Origin of the sequence: Nocardia sp. NPDC060220 (assembly GCF_042727815.1) — a bacterium.
Taxonomy (GTDB): domain Bacteria; phylum Actinomycetota; class Actinomycetes; order Mycobacteriales; family Mycobacteriaceae; genus Nocardia.
Map to the genome: position 1 here is coordinate 1 of NZ_JBHWZY010000793.1, position 3,219 is coordinate 3,219.

Annotated in this window: 1 protein-coding gene; it reads right to left on the minus strand. The window is 70.0% G+C overall.

Annotation, left to right across the window (positions count from 1 at the left end; all coding sequences use genetic code 11):
* Positions 1-425 precede the first annotated feature (425 nt).
* Positions 426-3,219: ABC transporter ATP-binding protein (locus ACFWF3_RS29735; RefSeq protein WP_379316940.1), on the minus strand; the 2,794-nt coding region annotated here is incomplete at its 5' end.

The following is a 3,219-nucleotide window of genomic DNA, read 5'->3' on the forward strand; positions in this document are numbered from 1 at the left end:
AGGGAATGCTGCGCCATACGGCGACCGGTCCATCCCAGGTTCCACCGACCGTGCCGTACTCGGTCTCCGCCAGTGGGTCGGCATCATGGGTCCGCGTGTCCGGGTCGAAATCGGGCTGAATGCTCATCGCACACCTCCTAGCCGGCACGACCGCACGGGTGCCTGTGTATTTGCTCCCGCTGGTCGCAGCACCTGGCGACTTCCTACGAGCGTACGTGGATACCGCCCGAACGCGTGCCCTACGCGCCATTTCCGCAGGTAACAGTTACTCCGCGGTACACGCGAAAGTCCCGTTCCGTGCCGACACCCGGCGGTCGTGACGCGGGTTCGGCGGCGGATGCCGCCCCTGCCCACCACTCCCGGGTGGACCGAGGTCGGCCGCGATCCGGATCTCCCCCACCGGACCGCGGCCGACCTCTCGTCGATTAGCTGGAAATGTGCTGGGCTTCGTCGCCGACATAGGCGGCCCACAGGCGCCGATACGGTCCATCGACGGCCACCAGCTCGGCATGCGCGCCGATCTGCACGAGCTTGCCCTCGCCGACCACCGCGATCAGATCGGCATCAGCGGCGGTGGCGAGCCGATGCGCGACGACGATCGTGGTGCGGCCCGCGGTCAGCACGTCGACCGCGGCACGCACTCGTGCCTCGGTGGCCAGATCCAGCGAGGCGGTGGCCTCGTCCAGGATGAGGATGTCCGGGTCGATGAGCTGCGCCCTGGCCAATGCCAGCAGCTGCCGCTGCCCGGCCGACAGACTGCGCCCGTGCGCGCCGATCGGCTGGTAGTAGCCGTGTTCGAGCGCCGCGATCATCTCGTGTGCCCCGACCGCACGGGCGGCCCACTCGATCTCGGCGGGCTCGGCATCGGGGTTGCCGTAGGCGATGGCCTCGCGCACGGTGTCGCCGAACAGGAACGGCTCCTGCGGGACGACACCGAGCCGTTTGCGGAAGTCGCGCAGCCGGAACCGGCGGATGTCGACACCGTCGACGAGAACCGCTCCCTCGGTCGGGTCGTAGTACCTGGCGAGCAGCTTGACCAGCGTCGATTTGCCCGCCCCGGTCTCTCCCACCAGGGCCACCTTCTGGCCCGGCTCGATCCGCAGGTCCAGTCCGTCGAGCACCGTGCGAGCCCGCGACGAGTACCCGAAACTCACCGCGCGCAGTTCGATCGCGCCGTCCAGGCCGGTCACCGGGAGCGGATCGGCGGCCTCGGGGGTGTCGACGGGGGTGCGCAGCAGGTCACCGATGCGGTCGACGCCGACCACCGCCTGCTGATAGCTGTCGAACACCTGCGAGAGCTGCTGGATCGGGGCGAACAACAACTCGATGTAGAGCAGGAACGCGATGAGCGTGCCCGCGGTGAGCACGTCGTCGCGCACCTGGTGTACGCCCACCGCGAGCACCGCGGCCGTGGCGATCACCGACATCAGCTCGATGCACGGGAAGAACACCGCCATCAGCACCTGCGAACGCAGCCGCGCGTCGCGATAGGCCCACGACCGGCGCTCGAACTCGTTCTGGTTCACCGACTCCCGGCGGAACGCCTGGGTGACGGTGATGTTGTCGACGTTCTCCTGCAGATACGCGTTGACGGCGCTGACCCGCTCCCTGGCCAGGTTGTACGCGGGAATCGACGCGCGCCGGAAGGCCACGGTCGCCACACCGAGCACCGGCAGCAACACGAGGACCACCACGGCCAGCTCGGCGTCGATCACCAGGAGTGCGGCGACCACGCCCGCGATGGTGACCGTGCTGGTGAGCGCGGTGGCCAGGCCGGTCTGCAGAAACGCCGACAGCCCGTCCACGTCGGTGGTCATCCTGGTCATGATCCGGCCACCGAGCTCGCGCTCGTAATACTGCAGGCCGAGCCGTTGCAGGTGGGCGAAGGTCTTGAGGCGCAGACCGTAGAGCAGCCGCTCCCCGACCCGCCCGGTGACGCGCACCTGGGCGACGCTGATCGCCCAGTCCACCACCACGACCACGATCGCCAGCGCGGCCGCGCCGATCACCACGTCGCGCGCACCGGCCAGGACGCCGTGATCGATGCCGTAGCGCACCAGGAACGGGATCAGCACCTGGGCGATGGCATCGAGTCCGACCAGACCGAGTCCGGCGAGCAGCGGCCAGGTGAACGGGCGAAGCAGTCGCGGCAGGGAGAACGCGGTGTCCGGGGTGTGGGAGAACGACGGGTCGACCTCGGGTTCGCCGGACACCGGCGGCAGCCGGTCGAGCAGGGCGACGATATCGCCGCTGGGTGGCGCGCTCGCCATCATGCCCCCGCCCGCGCCACCGCCGGGACCCGCGGGCGCGCCGGCCGAGCGCCGCGCGAACGCCTTGGCCAGGTGTTCCATCGTGCGGTCGTCGTCGGAGTCGACTTCCGGTGCCACCCAGAGCTCTTCGGTGGCGACCCGCATGCTGTCGCGGTGCGGATCGACGCCGATGCCGACGACTTCCGGCGGCGTGAACAGGGCCCGGAACAGCTCGCCGGACTGCTGTAGTTCGCGCAGTGTGCCCAGTTCGGCGACGCGACCGCCGTCGAGAACCGCGACCCGATCGGCGAGCGCCAGGGTCGAGATCCGGTGCGCGACGACGATGGTCGTGCGCCGGCGCAGCTCGGCGCCGATCCGCCGGTAGATCTGTTCCTCCACCTGGGCGTCGATGGCGGAGGTGGCGTCGTCGAGCACCAGGACCGGCGCCTCGGTGAGCAGGGCCCGGGCGAGCGCGATGCGCTGGCGCTGACCACCCGAGAGCCGTTGTCCGCGTTCACCGATGGTGGTGTCGATGCCCTGCGGCAGGGCGGTGACGAATTCGTCGGCCGCGGCCAGATACAGCGCGTGCCAGACCTGTTCGTCGCTCGCGTCGGGTCTGCCGTAGGCGACGTTGGCCCGGATCGAATCGGCCATCAGGTGCGTGTCCTCGAAGACCATCGCCACCTGCGCGCGTGGGTCGGGCAGCATTCGCAGGTCGATCCCGTCGAAACGCACCGCGCCGGAATCGGGCTCGAGCAGGGCGGGCAGCAACGACACCAGGATCGACTTGCCGCTGCCCGCACCACCCGCGACGGCGACGGTCTCGCCCGAGCCGATCCGCAGGTCGACGCCGTCCAGGATCATCGTGTCGTCGAAACCGAAAGTGACCGCGTCGAATTCGATCGACGGCGGCTCGGTGACGCCGAGTCCGCTCGAGACGGCGACCGGCGTCCCCGCCGCGCCGGGCGCC